This is a genomic window from Achromobacter sp. JD417, assembly GCF_041879325.1.
Classification (GTDB): Bacteria; Pseudomonadota; Gammaproteobacteria; order Burkholderiales; family Burkholderiaceae_B; genus Achromobacter; species Achromobacter mucicolens.
Genome location: NZ_CP087159.1, coordinates 611,482 through 630,596 on the forward strand (window position 1 = coordinate 611,482; position 19,115 = coordinate 630,596).

At 67.2% G+C, this 19,115-nt stretch carries 19 protein-coding genes; 13 read left to right on the forward strand and 6 right to left on the reverse strand.

The features are described from left to right. Positions 1–71: 71 nt before the first annotated feature. Together LN047_RS02740 and LN047_RS02745 are read right to left on the reverse strand one after the other, a co-directional pair. Positions 72–1,046: an IS110 family transposase gene (locus tag LN047_RS02740; RefSeq protein WP_373981119.1), complete on the reverse strand. Its 975-nt coding sequence runs from the start codon at positions 1,044–1,046 to the stop codon at positions 72–74. A 704-nt stretch (positions 1,047–1,750) separates the two neighbouring features. Further along, the gene (locus tag LN047_RS02745; RefSeq protein WP_226847954.1) at positions 1,751–2,737 is read right to left on the reverse strand and encodes an AraC family transcriptional regulator; all 987 of its coding nucleotides are present in this window, start codon (positions 2,735–2,737) and stop codon (positions 1,751–1,753) included. Between the two features lie 291 nt (positions 2,738–3,028). On the opposite strand from LN047_RS02745, the gene LN047_RS02750 reads away from it, so the two are divergent. The 6 genes from LN047_RS02750 to LN047_RS02775 are packed head-to-tail and all read left to right on the forward strand — an operon-like array spanning position 3,029 to position 8,817. Further along, positions 3,029–4,219, forward strand: coding sequence for an ABC transporter substrate-binding protein (locus tag LN047_RS02750; protein ID WP_271264129.1), 1,191 nt, complete (start codon positions 3,029–3,031; stop codon positions 4,217–4,219). A gap of 31 nt (positions 4,220–4,250) precedes the next feature. Further along, entirely contained in the window at positions 4,251–5,495 is a 1,245-nt protein-coding gene (locus LN047_RS02755) for a dienelactone hydrolase family protein (protein ID WP_373981120.1), read from the forward strand. 9 nt (positions 5,496–5,504) lie between these two features. After that, on the forward strand, positions 5,505–6,854 hold the full coding sequence (locus LN047_RS02760; protein ID WP_217619065.1) for an aromatic ring-hydroxylating dioxygenase subunit alpha: 1,350 nt from the start codon (positions 5,505–5,507) through the stop codon (positions 6,852–6,854). Next, the gene (locus LN047_RS02765) at positions 6,845–7,378 is read left to right on the forward strand and encodes an aromatic-ring-hydroxylating dioxygenase subunit beta (RefSeq protein WP_062841610.1); all 534 of its coding nucleotides are present in this window, start codon (positions 6,845–6,847) and stop codon (positions 7,376–7,378) included. The genes LN047_RS02760 and LN047_RS02765 overlap by 10 nt, the downstream gene beginning before the upstream one ends. After that, entirely contained in the window at positions 7,378–7,986 is a 609-nt protein-coding gene (locus tag LN047_RS02770; RefSeq protein WP_253858601.1) for a cysteine hydrolase family protein, read from the forward strand. The genes LN047_RS02765 and LN047_RS02770 overlap by 1 nt, the downstream gene beginning before the upstream one ends. 12 nt (positions 7,987–7,998) lie before the next feature. Then, positions 7,999–8,817 carry an SDR family oxidoreductase gene (locus tag LN047_RS02775; protein ID WP_373981121.1) on the forward strand — a complete coding sequence of 273 codons (819 nt, stop codon included), beginning with the start codon at positions 7,999–8,001 and terminating at the stop codon, positions 8,815–8,817. Here the strand turns inward: LN047_RS02775 and LN047_RS02780 are convergent. After that, positions 8,814–10,562 (reverse strand): DUF342 domain-containing protein, encoded by a 1,749-nt coding sequence (locus LN047_RS02780; RefSeq protein ID WP_223574163.1) that lies wholly within the window; start codon positions 10,560–10,562, stop codon positions 8,814–8,816. The genes LN047_RS02775 and LN047_RS02780 overlap by 4 nt on opposite strands. A 272-nt stretch (positions 10,563–10,834) precedes the next feature. On the opposite strand from LN047_RS02780, the gene LN047_RS02785 reads away from it, so the two are divergent. Next, a complete protein-coding gene (locus LN047_RS02785; RefSeq protein WP_152383315.1) occupies positions 10,835–11,578 on the forward strand; it encodes a lytic transglycosylase domain-containing protein in 744 nt (247 codons plus the stop codon). Positions 11,579–11,611: 33 nt separating this feature from the next. Here the strand turns inward: LN047_RS02785 and hemL are convergent, their stop codons facing one another. From hemL to LN047_RS02800, 3 genes are read right to left on the reverse strand one after another with little or no spacing between them, the layout of a single operon-like run. Further along, a complete protein-coding gene (hemL, locus tag LN047_RS02790; protein WP_280019613.1) occupies positions 11,612–12,889 on the reverse strand; it encodes a glutamate-1-semialdehyde 2,1-aminomutase in 1,278 nt (425 codons plus the stop codon). A 5-nt stretch (positions 12,890–12,894) separates the two neighbouring features. Continuing rightward, complete coding sequence (gene thiE / locus LN047_RS02795; RefSeq protein ID WP_334168162.1) at positions 12,895–13,560, reverse strand: thiamine phosphate synthase; 666 nt, start codon at positions 13,558–13,560, stop codon at positions 12,895–12,897. Next, on the reverse strand, positions 13,557–14,366 hold the full coding sequence (locus LN047_RS02800) for a hydroxymethylpyrimidine/phosphomethylpyrimidine kinase (protein WP_373981122.1): 810 nt from the start codon (positions 14,364–14,366) through the stop codon (positions 13,557–13,559). The genes thiE and LN047_RS02800 overlap by 4 nt, the downstream gene beginning before the upstream one ends. 154 nt (positions 14,367–14,520) lie before the next feature. Here LN047_RS02800 and LN047_RS02805 point away from each other — a divergent pair, with 154 nt between their 5' ends. The 6 genes from LN047_RS02805 (at position 14,521) to LN047_RS02830 (ending at position 18,778) form a co-directional block, all read left to right on the forward strand. After that, complete coding sequence (locus tag LN047_RS02805; protein ID WP_003814980.1) at positions 14,521–14,685, forward strand: rubredoxin; 165 nt, start codon at positions 14,521–14,523, stop codon at positions 14,683–14,685. Between the two features lie 146 nt (positions 14,686–14,831). Continuing rightward, entirely contained in the window at positions 14,832–15,419 is a 588-nt protein-coding gene (locus tag LN047_RS02810; protein WP_373981123.1) for a YqgE/AlgH family protein, read from the forward strand. Further along, positions 15,412–15,813, forward strand: coding sequence for a Holliday junction resolvase RuvX (gene ruvX / locus LN047_RS02815; RefSeq protein WP_056327418.1), 402 nt, complete (start codon positions 15,412–15,414; stop codon positions 15,811–15,813). The genes LN047_RS02810 and ruvX overlap by 8 nt, the downstream gene beginning before the upstream one ends. A 21-nt stretch (positions 15,814–15,834) precedes the next feature. Next, complete coding sequence (locus LN047_RS02820; protein WP_373981124.1) at positions 15,835–16,755, forward strand: aspartate carbamoyltransferase; 921 nt, start codon at positions 15,835–15,837, stop codon at positions 16,753–16,755. Next, the gene (locus tag LN047_RS02825) at positions 16,752–18,041 is read left to right on the forward strand and encodes a dihydroorotase (RefSeq protein ID WP_373981125.1); all 1,290 of its coding nucleotides are present in this window, start codon (positions 16,752–16,754) and stop codon (positions 18,039–18,041) included. The genes LN047_RS02820 and LN047_RS02825 overlap by 4 nt, the downstream gene beginning before the upstream one ends. Beyond that, on the forward strand, positions 18,038–18,778 hold the full coding sequence (locus LN047_RS02830; protein ID WP_152383320.1) for a 1-acyl-sn-glycerol-3-phosphate acyltransferase: 741 nt from the start codon (positions 18,038–18,040) through the stop codon (positions 18,776–18,778). The genes LN047_RS02825 and LN047_RS02830 overlap by 4 nt, the downstream gene beginning before the upstream one ends. The last annotated feature ends 337 nt before the right edge of the window (positions 18,779–19,115 follow it).

Sequence of the window (19,115 nt, forward strand, 5' to 3'; positions counted from 1 at the left end):
GCACCGGGGGGCGGGAGCGGCGGGCCTTTGGTGCTTTTCGTTCTCCAGATACCGTCTTGACCGTCAAGCGTTCAGGCGTAGTCGGGCCGATACGGTGTCCGAGTTTTAAGCACGCCGAAGCACAGATGCACCAGCTTTCTCATGGCCGCGCCTAGCGCGGCCATTTTGCTCTTTCCAGCTGCTAAGAGTCGCGCGTAAAGCGCACCAACGTGTGGGTTGAAGCGCTTGCTGACGATAGCGGCCATGTAGAGGGTGGCACGTACTGTGCTGGGACCCGTTTTAGATAGCCGCGGCCGGCTGTTCAGACTGGTGCCGGACTGGCGTTGCACCGGTACCACCCCCAAGTAGGAGGCCAAGCCCTCGGCTGACTCGATGGGCCGGTTATGCATGATCGACAGGATCGAGTTCCCCGCTCGATCCCCGATGCCGGGGATGCTGGTCAGCAGTTCTCGATCCTCCTTCAGGTCCGGGTGGCGGTCGATGTGGTCATTGATCGCATGATCCAGGCGTTTGATCTCTTCGCGCAGGAACGCGATCGTTTTGGCGATGGATCCCTCGACCAGCACGGGTGGATCACTGAACTGCGTCTTCTCCTGGCGATTGAGTTCGCGTTGCAGATCCTTGGCCAGCGCGTCGCGCCGAGCCAACAAGGCCCGTAGTTGACGGGCATGCAGCGGTGCGGGGCGCCACAGCCCAGGCTTGAGCGCCTGACCGTAGCGGGCCAGCACGTAGCTATCGATCCCATCGGTTTTGGAGCGCACCGCCAGCGCCCCAGCGAAGTCGCGCACCTGGGCAGGGTTGACCAACGAGACACCGACTGAAGCGTCATGCAGGGCCGTGGCAGCCTGCTCATGGTATTGCCCTGTGGGCTCGAGCACGGCATGCAACTGCGCCGGCTCGGCTCCCTGCTTGGCGCACCACTGCAGCAGCGTCTGCACGCCCGCTATCGAGTTGGGTACGACCTTGGTCTTGCGTTTGTTGGCATCGCTGCCAAGCAGCGCGCAATCCAGCTTCGCCTTAGAAACGTCAATTCCGAGAAAAAACATAAACCTAAGCTCCCTTGCCAATACCAAAGAAGCCCGCTGCGCCCACTTGCCTTGTACATACAGGGTCCAAAGCCCTAGGCTACCGTCCAGTGTCCAGCCGGCTCAGAGGTGCGGAACCGAGGCGTAATCTGAACCACAAAGTCCAGGCTCTAGGTGTCTGAACACGCTCATCGGTCCGCGTGTAGCGATAGCTAATCACTACAGTGGCCAAGATACAAGGTGTCTGACACCCGCAGGAGAAAGTCGTCATTGCACGGCGGTCGTGGTCGGGTGTCTGACACCTTCATGATGCCCCGGTGGCGTTCTTAAGACGCCCGGCGCGTCGTCGGCCTGGGGCGCGCGGGGCTACGATTGCGGTCCGGAGCCTTCGCTCCGGACTGCCCCGTTGTCATCTTCGTCAGCGCCTTCGGCGCTTCCTTCAGATTCCCTCGGGCGCATCTACACGCCCCGCGCACCCCAGGCCGCCGCCACGCCGGGCTCTTCCGGTTTCAGCTTGTCGCGCGTTGGGGCGAATTGAGTTCTTTAGGTTCTTGCCTGCGGTTGCTTCGGTATGAAGCATCTTGCGTTGCCCGCCCCACTGCGGCCGCGCGGGCGGCCTGGTGGGGCTTACGTGCTGTCTTGCGGCTGGCGGGTGCGCTGCGCGCTCGCGACGTGCGCGGTTTTAGTCACGTAAGACTGAATCGGGTGTCTGACACCGCGTTCCCTCATCCTGCCGCGCGCCGCGTTTCTCTCGGGAGTTCTCCAAATCGCTCCCGGTAATACTCCGAAAACCTGCCCAAATGTCCGAACCCCACGCTCAGCGCCACTTCCGTGACGCTCGCGTCCGGCTGGGTCTTCAGCCGTGTCCTCGCAGCATCCAGCCGGAAGGCGCGCAGCGCATTCATCGGCGTGGTGTTCCGGTGTTCCTGGAACAGCCGCGTGAGCGCGGTGGCGCTGGCGCCGGCGTGGCGGGCGATGTCGTTCAGGGTCAGGGGGGCGCCCAGGCGTTCGCGCATGTAGGTCTCGGCAATGCTGAGGCGGCGCGGGACGGTGTTGGGTTGGCCGGCTTGGGTTTGCCAGGTGTTGGGCTGGTTGTAGAGCAGGTGCAGGACCAGGGTGTCTTCCAGGTGCTCCAGCCACGCGGCGGGTGGGCGGCGGGCGCCGTCGTCCAGGGTGGGAAGCAAGTGGATGAGGCTGGTCATCATGCTGCGCCAGGCGGCGCCGATGGGCGTATCCAGGCGCAGAGCGGGGGTGAAGTCCAGGGGGCCTGCGGCGGCGTCGCCGAAGGCGCGTTGGCCCATGGCTTCCAGCTTGCCTCTTGGGATCTTGAGCAGCAGTTGTTCGCAGCCGGCCTCCCAGTGCAGGCGCAGGCGGCGGTTGGGGGCGATGACGGCGGCGCAGTCGGGGTCGGCGTTGACGCCTTCGTCGCCGCATTCGATGCGGGCGCGGCCGCGCAGCGGCACCTGGACCAGCATGAAGTCCTGCAGGCGGTCGGGTTCGATGTGGACTTCGGCGCCGTAGCGCAACGTACAGACGGTCAGCGAGCCGAAACGGCCCCGGTTCAGCTCCGCATCGACGCGTCCGCCTTTCCAGGTGAGGCGGTGGTCCTTCAGGGCTTCGGACACGCGCGCGCGGGTCTCATCCTGTTGCGTGGAGCTGAAGACGCGCCGTTGCAACAAGGGCGCCAGCTCGATTCGGGACCAGCCGTGCATGGAAGCCTCCGGGACGGGACCGATCCCGTATCTGGAGGCAGCGTAATGTAATCGGGCTGCATTGGGAATTAAGTGAATCCCGGATAAGGGTGGCGGTATTCGGATAGAGCTGGGGTGGACGCGGCCCTAATCTTGCCGGGAGGCGCCGTGCAGGATGGTTGGCGCCTGTTGGATTGCAGACGCCGCGGCGCGTAAGCTGGGCGACTTGGATCGGCGGCATGCGTGTACCGACGGCAGACGGGTTCTGTCAGCTTTCCGCCAGCGCGGCTGGCGGCGAATACGGGGTGGCACATGAATCGAAATCGATGGAGCCGGCGCGCGCTGGCGGCGCTGGTTTGCGTGGGGGCGGTGGCGGGCGCGACGGGTGTGGCGTCGGCAGCGGACAAGGTGAAGGTGGGGCTGCTGACCACGCTGTCGGGGCCGGGCGCGGCGTTGGGCAATGAGATCCGGGACGGCTTCAATCTGGCGCTGCAGCATACGGGCGGCAAGCTGGGCGGGTTGACGGCGGAAGTGGTGGTGGCCGATGACCAGCAGAAGGCGGATACGGGGCGTCAGGCGGTGGAACGGCTGCTCAAGCGCGACCGGGTGAACGTGATGACGGGCATCGTGTTCTCGAATGTGCTGCTGCCGGTGATGCCGGCGATCCTGCAGTCGGACACGATCTATCTGAGCACGAACACGGGGCCCGAGAATTACGCGGGCGCGGGCTGTAATCCGAATTTCTTTGCGGTGGCCTGGCAGAACGAGGACATCCCGGCGGCGATGGGCAAGTACGCGGCCGACCAGGGCTACAAGCGCGTGGCGCTGATCGCGCCGGACTATCCGGGTGGACGCGAGTCGCTGAACGGATTCAAGCGCCTGTACAAGGGCGGCGTGGCAGAGGAAATCTATACGCAGCTCGGTCAGCTGGACTATGGCGTGGAGATCACGCAGCTGCGCGCCAGCAAGCCGGATGCGGTGTTCTTCTTTTTGCCGGGCGGCATGGGCGTGAATTTCATCAAGCAGTTCAATGGGGCGGGCCTGTCCAAGGACATCGCGCTGCTGGCGCCGGGCTTTTCGGGTGACGAGGACACGATCGCGGCGGTGGGCGCGCCGATCAAGGGCCTGCGCAACACGGCGCAATGGGCGGCAGAACTCGACAACCCCGCCAACCGCAAGTTCGTCGAGGACTTCAAGAAGACGTACAACCGCAGCCCGTCGCTGTATGCATCGCAGGGCTATGACGCGGCAATGCTGCTGGACAGCGCGGTGCGCCAGACGGGCGGCAAGCTGGATGCCGAGTCGCTGCGTCCGGCGCTGCGCCGCGCGGACTTCAAGTCGGTGCGGGGCGATTTCAAGTTCAACCGCAACCAGTATCCGGTGCAGAACTATTACCTGCGCGTGGTCGAGGCGGACGCCAGCGGCAAGCTGTCGAACAAGCTGTCGGGCACGGTGCTGACCCAATACCAGGATCCCTTTGCCGCCGCCTGCCAGATGAAGTAGGCCGCCGGGCATCGCAACACAGGAGATACGCATGACAGAACGCATTTCAACGCGCGAGGTGACAATCGCCTCGCACGATGGCAAGTCCTTTGGCGCCTATCTGGCGGTGCCGGCTTCGGGCCGCGGGCCGGGCCTGGTGCTGTGCCAGGAGATTTTCGGGGTCAACGATTTCATGCGGCGCAGTGCGCAGCTGCTGGCCGAGGAAGGGTATGTGGTGCTTGTGCCGGATCTGTTCTGGCGCCAGCAGCCCGGCATCCAGTTGACGGACGGCCCGGCCGACATGCCGCGCGCCTTCGAGCTGTACAAGGGCTTTGACGTGGATGAGGGCATCAAGGACATCGCGTCGACGCTCGCGGCGCTGCGCGATTTGCCCGAGCAGGAGGGCGGGGCGGGCGTGCTGGGCTATTGCCTGGGCGGCAAGCTGGCCTATCTTGCCGCCTGCCGCACGGACGCGGATGTGGCGGTGGGGTACTACGGCGTGGGCATCGAAGACAGCCTGGAGGAAGCCGCCAATCTGCGTGGCCGTCTGGTGCTGCACATTGCCGAACAGGACGGCTTCTGTCCGCCCGAGGCGCGCACGCGCATCCTGGAAGCGCTGGGCGGCAAGCCGGGCGTGGAACTGTACGTGTACCCGGGCGTGGACCACGCGTTTGCGCGCACGGGCGGCGATCACTACGACAAGCCGTCGGCGTTGATGGCGCACCAGCGCAGCATGGCGGCGCTGCAGCGCACGATCGGGCCGGAATTCGATTATTCGTATCTGTGGGACAAGCATTGCGAATATGAATTCGGCACGCGCGACGTGGCCGCGACGATGGCGACGATGGTGGCCGAACCCTACGTGAACCACATTCCGACGATGACGGGCGGCGTGGGCCACAAGGAGCTGTCGCGCTTTTACCAGCATCATTTTGTGAACAGCAACCCGCCGGACACGCGGCTGGTGCCGCTGTCTCGCACGGTGGGCGCCACGCAGATCGTGGATGAACTGCTGTTCTGCTTTACCCACACGACCGAGATCGACTGGATGCTGCCGGGCGTCGCACCCACGGGCAAGTATGTGGAGATCCCGCTGGTGGCCATCGTGAAGTTCCGCGGCGACAAGCTCTATCACGAGCACATCTATTGGGATCAGGCCAGCGTGCTGGTTCAGGTGGGCCTTCTGGACCCCAAGGGCCTGCCGACGGCCGGGCGTGAGACGGCGGCCAAGCTGCTGGACGAGACGCTGCCTTCCAACACGCTGATGGCGCGCTGGAAGGACAGCGAGAACAAGTAGGGAGACGACATGCCTTATACCGACGAACAACTTGCGGCCCTGGTGCGCGGCGACAGCGTGCATCGGGACCTGTACACGGATCCGGCCATCTTCGATCTGGAGATGCAGCGCATCTACGGCCGTGCCTGGATTTACGTGGGCCACGAAAGCCAGGTGCCCAAGACGGGCGACTATCACACCACGCGGCTGGGCGATCAGGACGTGCTGATGGTGCGCGCCGCCGACGGACGCGTGCATGTGCTGTACAACCGCTGCCCGCACAAGGGCGCGAAGGTGGTGGCCGACGGCGAAGGCTGTGCCGGCAAGTTCTTCCGCTGTCCGTATCACGCCTGGACGTTCAAGCTGGACGGCAGCCATCTGGGCGTGCCGCTCAAGCAGGGCCTGGAAGGCACCTCGTACGACCCGGCGGATCCGTCGTTCTCGATGCGCCGCCTGCCGCGGGTGGAGAGCTACCGCGGCTTCGTGTTCGCCAGCCAGGCGGCCGACGGGCAGGCACTGGTGGACTTCCTGGGGGGCGTGCGCTCGTCTATCGACAACCTGTGCGACCGTTCGCCCGTGGGCGAAGTGGAAGTGGCAGGCGGCGTCTTCCGCGTGATGCAGCGGTCGAACTGGAAGGTCTTCTACGAGAACCTGCACGACACGATGCACGCGCGGGTCACGCATGAATCGTCGTATGCGGCGGCGCGCGACGAGGCCAAGGAAATCGGCGAGATGCCGCTGGAACTGCACATCATGGACGGCAACGGCGAGCCCTACGAGTTCTGGGAAAAGCTGGAGCTGCGCGCCTACGACAACGGCCACGGCTACATGGAGGGCATCTTCAATCCGGGCGCGGCCGAACGCGATCCCGTGTCGCGCGCGCACTTCGAGTCGCTGACCGCCGCCTATGGCGAACAGCGCGCCCGCGAGATCCTGGGCATGAACCGCCACAACACGGTGATCTACGGCAGCGGCTCGCCTCACACGGTGTTCCAGCAGTTCCGCGTGATCCGGCCGGTGGCCGTGGACCGCACGCTGATCGAGATCCAGACGTTCCGCTGCAAGGGCGCGCCGGACGGCGTGTTCAAGCGCGCGATGCTGTATGCCAACGTGATCAATTCGCCGTCGTCCAACGTCATGCCGGACGACATCGAGCTCTACAACCGCTGCCAGGAAGGCAACGCGACGCGGGGCGGCGACTGGGTCAGCATGCACCGCTATCACGGCACCGACCGCGTCGACGCCGACGGCATGGTGTCCGTGAACGGCACCAGCGAATTGCCCATGCGCAACCAGTTCCGCGCGTGGAAAGCCTACATGGAGGCCGGCGCAGGCAATGGCGCGGCTGCCGCGGCCAAGGGAGACGGCGCATGCTGCTAGATCTGGATTTCGATGTCGGCACCGCGAACCTTGCGCCCGCCGACGTGCCCGCCGATGCCTACCACCGCATCGCCCAGTTCCTGTACCGCGAGGCGCGGCTGCTGGACGAGCGGCGCTATGACGACTGGCAGGCGCTGTGGACCGAAGACGGCATGTACTGGATGCCGCGCAAGCCGGGCCAGGAAAGCCCGTACGACTACATCTCGCTGTTCTGGGAAGACCGCATGCTGCGCGATGTGCGCATCCGGCGCCTGGAACATCCGCGCAACTGGTCCCAGCAGCCGCCCACGCGCAGCGTGCGGCTGGTGGGCGGCGTGCAGGTCGAGGGGGTGGATGCCGGCGGCAACCTGGTCGTGCATTCGGTCTTTCAGATGACCGAATGGCGCAAGCGCCAGCCGCGGCAGCTGGCAGGCCGCTACACCCACAAGCTGGCCGCCGAGGGCGACGGCTGGCGCATCCGCATGAAACGCGTGGACCTCGTCAATTGCGACGATGCGCATGATGCGTTCGAGGTGTTCGTGTGATGAGCGCGGACGTGGCGGTGCTGGCGCTGCACTATCAGAACGATGTGCTGCATGCGGATGGCAAGATCCGCGTCGGGCTGGATGCCGACAGTGGGGCGCGCCAGCGCCTGCTGGACAACGCCGCCGCCTTGCTGGAAGGCGCGCGCTCGCATGCGCTGCCGATCGTGCACGTGCGCATCGCGTTCCGGCCCGACTACGCGGACCTGCTGCCCAACTGCGATATCTTCCGCAACGTGGCCAGGATCGGGGCGGTGCCGGAAGGGCAGTGGGGCAGCGCGTTCTATGACGGGCTGCAGCCGCTGGCGGACAGCACGCGCGAATTCGTGGTCAAGCACACGCGCATCAGCGCGTTCTATGGCACGCCGCTGGAGGAAACCCTGCGGCTGCTGGGTGCGCGGCGGCTGGTGGTGGCCGGCGTGGCGACGCATTCGGTGGTGGAAGGCACGGTGCGTCATGCCGCCGATATCGGCTTTTCGGTCATGGTGGCCGAAGATGCCTGCGCGTCGGCCGACCCGGCGGTGCACGCGGCGTCGCTGGCCAGCATGCGGCTGATCGCGCAGACGGCGCCGGTGGCCGACGCGGTGCGCTGGGCCGCCGCGCCCAACTGACAAGGAACACACATGGACTTTTCAGGTTTCCCGGGCCTGGCGGGCAAGACCGCCATCGTCACCGGCAGCACCCAGGGGCTGGGCGCGGACATCGCGCGCGGCTTTGTCGCGGCGGGTGCCAACGTCGTGCTGGTCGGCCGCAATGCCGACGCGGGCCAGGCGCTGGCGCACGCGCTGGGCGAACGCGCGCTGTTCTGTGAAACCGACATCGGACAGGACGCGCAAATCCAGGCGTGCATCGATGCCGCGCTGGCGCGCTTTGGCCGGCTGGATTTCCTGGTCAACAACGCCTGCCAGTATGCGGACCGCGGGCTGGCGTCGACCCGCGAGGAGTGGCATCGCACGCTGGACACGAATCTGGTGTCGGCGGCCATCTTCACGCAGATGGCGGCGGCGCATCTGCCGCGCGGCGGCGTGGTGGTTAACCTGGGCAGCACGGGCGGAAAATTCGGTGCCGCGGGGCGGGCGCTGTACCCGGCGTCCAAGGCCGCGCTGCTGCAGATCACCAAGAATTTCGCGGTGGAACTGGCGCCGTCGGGCGTGCGCGTGCTGGCGGTGTCGCCGGCCTGGACGTGGTCGCCGTCGGTGGAACAGTTGTCAGGCGGATCCCGCCAGGCGGCCGATGCCGTTGGCGCGCATTTTCACCCGCTGGGCCGCGTGGGTTCCGGCGAAGAGATCGCGGCGGCGGTATGTTTTGCGTGTTCGGACGCGGCATCGTGGATGACCGGCGTCGACATTCCGGTGGACGGCGGCTTCTCGGTCCTGGGCCCGGACCGCGGCATCTCGCCGCGCGTGTGGTTCAAGGAACTGATGCCGGACGACGACGTCTAGCGAATAACGATCTCGCCTTCTTCCAGGCCGGCCTTGCCGCCCACCTGGTCTTCCAGGAACTCCTGCATCTTGTTGCCCAGCTGGATCTTCGTGCCGCTACAGAAGCGGCGCGTGGCGGCGATGGTGGCGTTCTGTTGGGGCAGCAAGTCGCGCGCCAGCTGGGCCTCTTCGGTTTCCAGGCCGGCAAGATCGCCGATGAGCTTGGTGTGCGTGTTGCGCGCGCGCTCGACCACGTCGCCCGTGGCCCGTTGCGGATTGGCCTGCAGGAACATCAGCAACTGCTCCAGCTTGGCCTTTTCCTCGTTCATCTTCAGGCGCTTGCGGGTCAGCGCCGAACGCTTGATGTCCGCGTGCGGATCCAGGCCGGCCTGCACCAGCGTCGGAATGCCTGCCGGCGAGCCGATGGTGCCGGCGCGCACCGCCAGCAGGGCGCGGGTCTCGCCGCCAGTGATGGCGCTTTGCTGCGTGTTGGGCGGCCCGACATTCACGCTGCCGCCGGCGGCAATGCTGCATTGACGGATCTCGCGCTCGACGTCGATGTCCTGGCCCGCGCTGATGACGGCGTTCTCGATGAATTTGGCGCGCAGCGTGCCGCCGCAGACGATATGCGCGGTGCGCGCCGCGGCCGTGGCGTCGTGCACGGTTTCGGCCATGCCGATGATGCCGCCCTTGACGGTGACGCTGCCGCCGGCCTCGACCAGCGCGGCCTCGATGGTGCCGTTGACGACCACGTCGCCGGTGACGCGCACTTCCATCGTGGCGGCAATGTCGCCGCGCACTTGCAGGGAGCCTTCGAAGTTGATGTTGCCGGTGGACAGGTTGACGGCGTCCACCTCCACCATCGGATTGACCTGCACGCCATGGGTGATGATTGTCGGCGTGCCGGCGATGGCCGCGCGCAGCAGCAGGGGATTCTCGGGATCGACTTCGACGCCGGACAACTCCTTGGAGAACGGCGTGTCGGGCAGCTCTTCGGGCATCACCGGCTCGCCGAGCACGTTGGTGCCGTCCACGCCGGGCAGCGGCGGAATGCGGCGCATGAGCGGCGTGCCCGGCGACACGAGCAAGAGGCTGCCCAGGTCCCGGTAATCCACCTGGGCCAGTTCGTCGATGTCTTCGGCGCGGGGCTTCAGGCGGTCGAGCAGGCTCTCGAAGCGGGTGGGGGTGCCGCGCGTGGGCGGCGTGCCTTGCGCGGCCAGGATGGTCTCGGCACGCCCAAGCGCTACGGCCTCGGCCAGCGCGCTGTCCAGCACGCCGTGCACGATGCCCTGGTCGGCCAGCGCCTGGCGGACCGCTTCCAGCGTGACAGGCTTGCCGCCCTTGGGCGGGTGCAGCGTCAGGGTTGCCGCCATGCGGGTTGCGTTCAGTTCGATGTCGAAGCTGCCGTCTACCACTTGGCCGACGGGGCTCTGCACGGGTTCGGCGGCCGTGCGGCACAGGTCGATGAAGGCGAGGATGGCGTGGTTGTCGAGCGCCTCGGCGCCCCAACCCTGCGCGGCAGCGGCGGCGACCAGGGCGTCCCAGGTCGGCAGGTCCGTGTTGATGAGCGGGGCGTCGGCTGCATCGGCGAGGGCGACGCTGGTGTCCTGGTCGTCGGGCTGTTCGCCGCCCTCTTGAGGGGCGGGCGCCGCGGCAGGCGCGGGCGCGGCCTCGGTGGGTTCCGGACGGGGTGGTGGCGTGTAGACCGCCGTCAGGACGTTGGTGTCGGCATCCAGCACCAGCTGGAGCATGTTTTCTGCGCCCATTTCACCCTCTCTCCGGTTCCGGCACGAACGGCCGGTTCAATCATTTGGTAATTGAACGAAATATTACGTCATATTCATTGCAAGGACGATCTTTACCCGCCTGTAACACGCAAAATTTGTCGTCCGCATGGCCTAGTCATGTCCCCGATTTTCCCTGGGAAACCAGCGGTTTGCCGCGATGTAGATCATCGGCAGGAAAGACAGGACCGGGATGGTGCAAGCAGCATTAGGGCTCGCCAACGCGTCTCAGGACGCCGCCGGAGCCCCGTCCCATGTCCCAACCGCCCACTTCCATTCTTTCGGCCACGCGCGCCATCCTGGCGCGCGCCGGCGGGATGGCGGCGCTGGCGACGGGTGCTTTGGCGCTGGCGGCAGCAGCGCCGGTCCAGGCCGCCGACACCTACCGCTACAAGGACCCGTTCGGGGTATGGCGCACGATGAAAGTGCCCACCGGCACCGGTAAATACTACAAGCGGGCGCAGGCACGGACGGCGGGACGCGCCAGCGTCGAAGCCCTGTGCCTGACCTGTGAGCCCGAGGCCGGCGACGGCGCGCGCCGGGTGACCCGGGCCGCGGCCGAACCGCCCTTGCGCTGGAGCACGGTCAAGCCCACGACCAAGCACGACAACCTGATCGCCCGCGCCGCGCTGGATTCCGGCGTAGACCAGGCGTTGCTGACTGCGGTCATTGCCATCGAATCGGGGTTTCGCAGCGATGCCCGCTCGCCCAAGGGCGCGCTGGGTCTGATGCAGTTGATGCCGGCGACGGCCGCGCCGTTGCTGTCGGTGGACGACGTGGAACGCGCGCTGGTGGATCCGGCGACCAACGTGCAGGCCGGATCGCGCCATTTGCGCCGGCTGATCGACCGGTATCCGGGCCGCCTGGATCTGGCGCTGGCCGCGTACAACGCGGGCGAGGGCGCTGTGCGCAAGTACGACGCGGTGCCGCCCTACGCCGAAACCCAGGCTTATGTGAAGAATGTGACGGCCTTGTACGAGCAGTACAAGGCACCTTGAAGGGAGCGGGCGCCAGGCCCGCTCCGCAGACGTTTACAGCCCCGCGAAAACCTTTTCCGCGATATCCAGCGTGGCCTGGATCACGGCGTCGTCGTGGGTGGCCGACACGAAGCCCGCTTCGAAGGCGGACGGCGCAAAATGCACGCCGTTGTCCAGCATGGCATGGAAGAAGCGGTTGAACGCCGCCGTATCGCACGCGGAGACCTGCGCGAACGAGGCCGGGATGCTGTCGCTGAAATAGATGCCGAACATGCCGCCCACCGAATCCGCCGAGAACGGCAGGCCGGCCTTGCGGGCGCGTTCTTGCAGGCCCTGCGCCAGCTTGGCGGTCTGGGCCGACAGGTTTTCGTAGAAACCCGGGGCGCCGATCAGGCGCAGCGTGGCCAGACCCGCGGCCACGGCCACCGGGTTGCCCGACAGCGTGCCGGCCTGGTAGACGCCGCCCAGCGGCGCGATGTGCTTCATGACTTCGGCGCTGCCGCCGAAGGCCCCCACCGGCATGCCGCCGCCGATCACCTTGGCCAGCGTGGTGATGTCGGGCTTGACGCCGGTCAGGCCCTGCACGCCTTGCGGACCCACGCGAAAGCCCGTCATGACTTCGTCGAAGATCAACAGCGCGCCGTGCTGCGTGCAGACCTCGCGCAGACCTTCCAGGAAGCCGGGCGCCGGCTTGATGAGGTTCATGTTGCCGGCGACCGGCTCCACGATGATGCAGGCGATGTCGGCGCCGTGCTGCGCGAAGGCTTCGCGCACGGCATCCAGATTGTTGTATTCCAGGGTCAGCGTGTGCGAGACGAACTCAGGCGGCACGCCGGCCGAGCTGGGATTGCCGAAGGTCAGCAGCCCCGATCCCGCCTTGACCAGCAGGCTGTCCGAATGGCCGTGATAGCAGCCTTCGAACTTGACGATCTTGGCGCGGCCGGTGGCGCCGCGTGCCAGACGGATGGCCGTCATGGTGGCTTCGGTGCCCGAGCTGACCAGGCGCACCTGTTCCAGCGACGGCAGGCGCGAGATCAGCACTTCGGCCAGTTCGATTTCCGCTTCGGTCGGCGCGCCGAACGACAGGCCGTTGACGGCCGCTTCCTGCACCGCGCGCACCACTTCCGGGTGCGAGTGGCCCAGGATGGCCGGGCCCCAGGAGCCCACGTAATCGATGTACTGCTTGTCTTCCGCGTCCCACACGTACGGACCCTGCGCACGCTTGATGAAGCGCGGCGTGCCGCCCACGGAGCGGAAGGCGCGCACCGGCGAGTTGACGCCGCCGGGGATGCTGCGGCAGGCGCGGTCGAAAAGCTGAGCGTTACTGGACATGGGTATCAAGACTTGCGGTTGAAGTTGGCGGAATAGGGCGCCGAGCAGGCCACGGCCGCGGCCCGGATGCTGGGCGCCTCGAACAGGCTCGTGATGACGGCGATGGCGTCGGCGCCGGCCTGCGCCACGAGCGGGGCGTTGGCGGGGGTGATGCCGCCGATGGCCACCACCGCGGGACGGGGCGCATCGCGCTCATCGGCCAGGCGGCGGGCCTCGGTCAGGACGGACAGCGGCGCGCGCACCGTGTCGGGTTTGACCGTGGAGGCGAACATGGCTCCGAAGGCGATGTAGTCGGCGCCGGCGTCGAGCAATTCACGTGCCCGCGCCAGGTCATCGTAGCTGGAGCCGCCAAGGATCAGGTCGGGGCCGGCCTCGCGGCGGATGTGCGCCAGGCTTTCGTCGTCGCGGCCCACGTGGGCGCCGTCGGCGCCGACATCCAGCGCAAGCCGCCAGTCGTCATTGATGAGGAACACCACGCCTAGTTCACGGCACAGCGGCGCCAGGGCGCGGGCCTGCGCCGCGCGCACTGCGTCCGGCACATTCTTGCGGCGCAACTGCAGCGAGCGCATGCCGCCCGCGGCCGCATCGCGCACGGCCTGCAACAGGCGGTCGGTGTCGTCCCATTCAGGCGTCACGCCATACAGGCCCGTGGGGAAGCGCAAGGATTTCATTGGGGCAGGATCCGGTTGGGAATGCGCCGGCCCATGCCCGGCAGGAAGCTGGCGGCCACGGCCGCGTCCGCGTGGACCAGGCCCTGGCGCACGGCCTCGGGCATTTCCAGGCCCTGCGCCAGCATGGCGGTGATGGCGGTGGCGGCCAGGCCGCCGGCGTCGCCGTTGCGGTCGGGCGGCGCCTGCCAGGGCCAGGTGTGCGTCTGGCCGCCGGGGCCGAGCAGCACGTTGGCAAAGTGACCGGGACGCTGGGGACTGCCCAGCACCAGGACCCACGCCGCGCCCGCTGCCACCAGGGCGTGCATGGGCGTGGGTGCGTCCCCGATATCGATATCGCCGTCGGCGTGCCACTGCGCAAGGCGCAGGTGTTCGATGACCAGCAGGTCCGTCTGCGGCAGCACCAGTTCCAGCGTCGCGGCCAGGAGGTCGTCGGCTTCGTCCTCGTCGGCGGCGCTTGCGGGCACCTGCGCGCGCTGGCCCAGGTGCAGAACGAGCGGCACCTGGCTATAGTCGGCGGCAACCTGCGCCGCCACGCTGGCCGTTTCCGCGGTGTATAGTCCGCCCACCTTGATGGCCTGCACCGGCATGTCTTCGAGCAGGCAACGCGCCTGGTCGTCCAGCAGGTCGGGCGAAACGGGGTGGATTTCTTCGATGCCGGCGGTGTCCTGCACGGTCAGCGCGGTCACGGCCGCCAGGCCATGACAGCCCAGGCGGGCGCAGGTGACGGCGTCCGCGGGCAACCCGTCCGAGCCGGAGGGATCGAACGGGCCGAAGACCAAAACGAGAGGGGGAGTTACGGAGGCCACGTGACAACGCTTGATTGAGGGCACCCCGGCTCATTTGGCATGAATCAGGGGAACCCCTATTGGGTTTCGGTAAGATTGTCCCCATTCTAATGGAAGCCCCTCACCTTTGCCCCACCGCGGGGATACCGGTGGGGAATTGATGTAAGAGAGAACTATGCGTACTTGGATGTGTTTGATTTGCGGCTGGGTCTATGACGAAGAGGCCGGCCTGCCCGACGAAGGCATCGCTCCCGGCACCCGCTGGGAAGACGTGCCGCCCAACTGGGTCTGTCCCGAATGCGGCGCCCGCAAAGAAGACTTCGAACTGATGGAAATCTGAAGCCGTCACGCCCACATATTCCGCCAAGGCTCGTAAGATGGGGCATACCCCATCCCTAGTAACCGCCGCAGGGCCGCCAGGCATGATGTTTGCGTCTGCGCAGTCACTCCGAACGGTTTTCACAGACTACCCATGAAGGGGTTGCCATGACGGAAAAACATACCGAAAGCGCTGCGGCGCAGGCGGCCAATTTCGCCAACCAGTTCCTGATCGCCATGCCGGGCATGGTCGACGGCAGCTTGGCGGGTTCCGTCATCTACGTGTGCGAACACACGGACCGCGGCGCGCTGGGGCTGGTCATCAACCGCCCCACCGACCTGACGCTGGGCACGCTGTTCGAGCGCATCGATCTGACGCTCGAGATCGGACCGGTCAAGGACACGCTCGTCTTTTTTGGCGGACCGGTCCAGACCGATCGCGGCTTCGTGCTGCACGCGCCGGCCGGCGATTACAGTTCCAGCATCAAGCTGGGTGACATGGCGCTGACCACGTCGCGCGACGTGCTGCAGGCCGTGGCCGACGGCAACGGCCCCGCGCGCATGCTTGTGACGCTGGGCTACGCCGGTTGGGGCGCGGGCCAGCTGGAAAGCGAGATGGGCCAGAATGCCTGGTTGAGCGTGGGCGCGGACGCGCACATCATCTTCGACGTGCCGCCCGAGGAACGCTATCCCGCCGCGCTCAAGCTGCTGGGCATCGATCCCGTGATGCTGGCCGGCGACGCTGGACATGCCTGAAGAAACCCTGCTTGCCTTCGATTTCGGCGAAAAGAAGATCGGCATTGCCATCGGCAATACGCTGACGCGCCAGGCGCGTCCGCTTGAAATCATTTTCAGCGAGGTCCGGGACGCGCGCTTTGGCCGCATCGCGGCGCTTTTGCAGGAATGGCAGCCGCACCGCGTTGTCGTCGGACTGGCGCTGGACGCCGAGGGTGGCGAACAACCTGCCACGGCGCGCTGCCGGCGCTTTGCCAACCAGTTGCACGGCCGCTTCGGCATCGCCGTCGAACTGGTCGACGAACGCGGCTCCAGCATGGAGGCCCAGCGCCTGCTCGGCACGCATGCCGCGGACGACGCAATGGCCGCGGCTGTTATCCTGCAACGCTACCTTGACGCCTTGCCCGCGGCCTGACGGCCGCGGCTTGTCTTGCCCATGCTCAATCCGCAACTCGATCGCCGCGGCGAACTCGCGCATCTGCTCACCACGGAAGGGTTGCCCCGCCGTCATGTCGAGCGGCTGCTCGAGATGGCGCGCGGACACGCGGCCGCCGGCGATGCGCCGCCATCCGCCGCGCCGGAAATGCCGGTATTTCTTTGCCTGCCTGACACGGATGCCGCCGACCGCGAAGCCTACGCCGTGGCCGCGGCCAGCCTGTCCATGCTGCCGGTGCCGCTGGACGCGCAAGCCGGGCAGGCGCTGGCCGAAACCGTGGCGGGCCTTGCGCCGGGCGTGCTGGTCCTGCGTCATCCCCAAAGCGGCGCGGCGCATTGCGCAGCCGTCCATGCCGCGCCGCGCCTGCGCGTCCTGAACGCGGGCGACGGACGGCATGCTGACCCCGTGCCGGCGCTGGCGCTGATGCAGGCCATCGGCGATGCCAAGCCCGACCTCACGAGCCTTGTCGTCACGCTGGTCGGCGACATCCGCCATTCGCGCGTGGCGCGTTCGATCATCCATCTTCTGACGACGCTGGGCGTACCCGAGGTACGTGCCGCCGCGCCGCGCACGCTGCTGCCCGACGGTCTTGCGCAACTGGGCGTGCGCGCCTGCGCGACCCTTTTCGAAGGCCTGAGCGACGCCGACGTGGTGATCGTGTTTCCCTTGAATGTCGAAGACCTCAGCGGCGCGCAGCTTCCGTCGGCGCGCGAGTACGCCCATACGCATGGCCTGACGGCCGCGATGATGGCGGCCGCCAAGCCGGACGTGCTGCTGTTGCCTGCCGGCGGGCTGGTGCCCGGCGTGGAGGTTGATGGCGACATCGCCGCCGGCCTTGAACCCACCGAGGCGGGTGTCGCGGCGCTTGAACAACCGCTGCGCACGGCGGTGTTGCGCGTGCTGGCCGGAGCGGCGCCATGAGACTGCACATTGCCAATGGCCGGTTGATCGACCCCGCAAATGGCGTGGACGGTCAGCACGATCTCTACATCGCATCGGGCCGCATCATTGCGGTCGGCGCGGCGCCGGACGGATTCCAGGCCGATCGCCGCATCGACGCCAGCGGTTTGGCGGTGCTGCCGGGCCTGATCGACCTGTCCGCGCGCGTGGCGCAGGCGGGCCACACCGGATTCGCGCCCGCCGAGTTGCGCGCGGCGCTGGCCGGTGGCGTGACACGCCTGGTGCTGCCGCCGGACGCGGAAAGCCCGCTGGATGAGCCCACGAAGGTCGAGGCGCTGATGCGTCACGCGCAGGCCGGGCAGTGCGCCGTCCACCCGCTGGGCGCGATGACCGTGGGTTTGGCGGGCGAAACGTTGACGGAAATGGCGCTGCTGGCGCGCGCGGGCTGCATCGGCTTTTCGCAAGGCGAGTCCATCATGGCCGACACGCGCGTGCTGTGGGGGGCGATGCGATACGCAAGCGGACTGGACCAGACGTTGTGGTTGCGAGCGCAGGATCCGTGGCTGGCGCGCGGCACGTCGGTGGCAAGCGGTCCGTACGCGGAGCGTCTGGGCCTGGATGGGATGCCCGCCCAGGCGGAAACCGTGGCGCTGCACACGATCTTCGAATTGCAGCGCGCAACGGGCGCGCGGATTCATCTGGCGCGCCTGTCGAGCGCCGCCGGTATCGACCTGCTGCGCAAGGCCCGCCGCGAAGGCTTGCCGGTCACGGCAGACGTGTCGGTGAACAGCCTGCTGCTAACCGACGTGGACATCGGCTTCTTCGACACGAATCACCACCTGACGCCGCCGCTGCGGGGGCAGCGCGACCGCGATGCGATCCAGTCGGCGCTGGCTGACGGCGTGATCGACGCGCTGTGCTCGGATCACACGCCGGTTGACGCCCGAGGCAAGGCAGAACCGTTCGCGGCGTCCACGCTGGGCGCGACGGGGCTCGAACTGCTGTTGTCGCTGGCATTGAAATGGTCGCGCGACAGCCGCCGTCCCATCGGCGACGCCCTGGCGCGCGTGACGTCCGGCCCGGCCGCGGTGCTTGCCGCCGTCGCCCCGCAGCTCGGCCCGTGCGGCCATCTGGGCGTGGATGCGCCGGCGGACCTGTGCCTGGCGGACCTGGACGCGGAATGGATGGTGATGCCCGCGGCGCTGCAAAGCCGCGGCGTCCATACACCTTTCGCAGGTATGATGCTGCCCGGTCGAGTACGAGCCACCATGGTTGGTGGCCAACCGGCCTGGGAGACTCCAGTTTGAAGCTGCTGCGCTTTGTCCTACGGCTGAGCCTTGTCCTGCCCCTGATCATTTTCGGCCTGCTTTGCGTGGGCCTGGCCTTCCCCCTGATGCGCCCCGCCGCCCGCGCGCGGCTGAACCGCCGCTGGTCGCGCTGGCTGATGGCAGCCTGTGGCCTGCAGGTGATCCTTAAAGGCGAGCCGCGCCTGGAAGGCCCGGTGCTGCTGGTGGCGAACCACGTGTCCTGGATCGACATCTTCGTACTGAACTCGGCGCGAGCGACGTCATTCGTGGCCAAGAGTGAGATCCGCTCCTGGCCGGTGATCGGCTGGCTGGTCGCCGGCGCCGGCACGCTCTTCATCGAACGCGGCCAACGCCACGCGGTCCACGCGATGGGCGAGTCGATGCAGGACCGCTTCAAACAGGGCGACGCGGTCGGCCTGTTTCCCGAAGGGACCACGAGCGAAGGCTTCGAACTGCTCCCTTTCCACGCCAGCCTGTTCGAACCGGCTCGCGCAGCCGCGGTGGAAATCCAACCCGTGGCGCTGCGCTTCATGCAGCACGGCAAACGCAGCGGCTACGCGGCCTTCGTGGGCGAGGAGTCGCTGGTGGCCAACCTCTGGCGCGTGCTGGGGGTTACAGGATTGGCAGTCGAAGTGGTTTTCCTGCCCCCGCTGGCGGCGCGGCATCCGGATGGGTCGCTGCCGACGCGATTGGAACTGTCGCATCAGGCTAGAGAGGCGATTTTGCGGGTGCTTTGAGGGTGCCGGTGAGAGCGGGCTTGGGTTGGGGAGCCAGCGGTTAGGACGTCAGAGGCTTTAGGCAATCGCTCGAGTCGGAGGGGCGTCTTTTTTGAAGGGCCTCTAGTGAGCTGGGGCTGAAGGCTAGCTTGGTATTTTCGGTTGGCGGGTTGGGTTCTTAAGGAGTCCGGCACGGTGTCGTCCCGGGGCGCGCGGGGCCACGATTGCGGTCCGGAGCCTTCGCTCCGGACTTGCCTAGGCGGCCCCCCCTTCGTCATCTTCGTCCGCCTTCGGCTCCCTTCAGATTCCCTCGGGCTTATCGACGCCCCGCGCACCCCGGGCCGCCACCGCACCGGAC

Excerpts from the sequence above, each read along its gene's own strand:
- LN047_RS02740 (WP_373981119.1), bottom strand. The coding sequence starts at position 1,046 with ATGTTTTTTCTCGGAATTGACGTTTCTAAGGCGAAGCTGGATTGCGCG.
- LN047_RS02745 (WP_226847954.1), bottom strand. The coding sequence starts at position 2,737 with ATGCACGGCTGGTCCCGAATCGAGCTGGCGCCCTTGTTGCAACGGCGC.
- LN047_RS02750 (WP_271264129.1), top strand. The coding sequence starts at position 3,029 with ATGAATCGAAATCGATGGAGCCGGCGCGCGCTGGCGGCGCTGGTTTGC.
- LN047_RS02755 (WP_373981120.1), top strand. The coding sequence starts at position 4,251 with ATGACAGAACGCATTTCAACGCGCGAGGTGACAATCGCCTCGCACGAT.
- LN047_RS02760 (WP_217619065.1), top strand. The coding sequence starts at position 5,505 with ATGCCTTATACCGACGAACAACTTGCGGCCCTGGTGCGCGGCGACAGC.
- LN047_RS02765 (WP_062841610.1), top strand. The coding sequence starts at position 6,845 with ATGCTGCTAGATCTGGATTTCGATGTCGGCACCGCGAACCTTGCGCCC.
- LN047_RS02770 (WP_253858601.1), top strand. The coding sequence starts at position 7,378 with ATGAGCGCGGACGTGGCGGTGCTGGCGCTGCACTATCAGAACGATGTG.
- LN047_RS02775 (WP_373981121.1), top strand. The coding sequence starts at position 7,999 with ATGGACTTTTCAGGTTTCCCGGGCCTGGCGGGCAAGACCGCCATCGTC.
- LN047_RS02780 (WP_223574163.1), bottom strand. The coding sequence starts at position 10,562 with ATGGGCGCAGAAAACATGCTCCAGCTGGTGCTGGATGCCGACACCAAC.
- LN047_RS02785 (WP_152383315.1), top strand. The coding sequence starts at position 10,835 with ATGTCCCAACCGCCCACTTCCATTCTTTCGGCCACGCGCGCCATCCTG.
- hemL (WP_280019613.1), bottom strand. The coding sequence starts at position 12,889 with ATGTCCAGTAACGCTCAGCTTTTCGACCGCGCCTGCCGCAGCATCCCC.
- thiE (WP_334168162.1), bottom strand. The coding sequence starts at position 13,560 with ATGAAATCCTTGCGCTTCCCCACGGGCCTGTATGGCGTGACGCCTGAA.
- LN047_RS02805 (WP_003814980.1), top strand. The coding sequence starts at position 14,521 with ATGCGTACTTGGATGTGTTTGATTTGCGGCTGGGTCTATGACGAAGAG.
- LN047_RS02810 (WP_373981123.1), top strand. The coding sequence starts at position 14,832 with ATGACGGAAAAACATACCGAAAGCGCTGCGGCGCAGGCGGCCAATTTC.
- ruvX (WP_056327418.1), top strand. The coding sequence starts at position 15,412 with ATGCCTGAAGAAACCCTGCTTGCCTTCGATTTCGGCGAAAAGAAGATC.
- LN047_RS02820 (WP_373981124.1), top strand. The coding sequence starts at position 15,835 with ATGCTCAATCCGCAACTCGATCGCCGCGGCGAACTCGCGCATCTGCTC.
- LN047_RS02825 (WP_373981125.1), top strand. The coding sequence starts at position 16,752 with ATGAGACTGCACATTGCCAATGGCCGGTTGATCGACCCCGCAAATGGC.